Annotated in this window: 1 protein-coding gene; it reads right to left on the reverse strand. The window is 43.3% G+C overall.

Going from position 1 to position 601, the window contains the following annotated elements:
* Positions 1-586: ATP-binding protein (locus AAGF08_RS20460; RefSeq protein WP_343513316.1), on the reverse strand; the 586-nt coding region annotated here is incomplete at its 3' end.
* Positions 587-601: the final 15 nt, after the last annotated feature.

The following is a 601-nucleotide window of genomic DNA, read 5'->3' on the forward strand; positions in this document are numbered from 1 at the left end:
TTTCTTTGATGGAGTCGGGGATGCCGGGACCGTTATCACGTATAGTGATTAGTGTTAGGTTCTTAGTTGTTAGCTTGGTTTCTACAGAAACTTCTGGCTTATATCCCGACTCTCCCTTTTTGCCCCTTTCGTTAACAGCCTGAAAAGCATTGTTAATCAGGTTCAAAAGCATCCTTCCAATATCCTGTGGCACCACATTCACTTTGGGCAGATTGGGATCAAAATCCGTTTTATAGTCTGCGTTGAAGGTTTTGTCTCGGGCACTCAATCCGTGATAGGAAAGACGCAGGTATTCATCACAAAGTGCATTGATGTCGGTGGGTATTTTTTCGCCTGAACTGGTCCGGCTATGCTCGAGCATACCTTTCACGATAGCTCCAGCTCGCTTGCCGTGGTGGTTGATTTTTTCTTCGTTACCTTCTATGTCCGTCGCAATTAATTTGACTTCTTCTAAGTTTCCTTTTTCTAATTCCTCTTTTAGCTCTACAATCAATTCCCTGTTCAGTTCCGAAAAATTATTCACAAAATTCAGCGGATTCTGTATCTCATGAGCTATACCCGCCGTTAGCTCTCCAAGGCTTGCCATTTTTTCGGATTGGAT

This window comes from Algoriphagus sp. SE2, assembly GCF_039563885.1.
GTDB lineage: Bacteria > Bacteroidota > Bacteroidia > Cytophagales > Cyclobacteriaceae > Algoriphagus.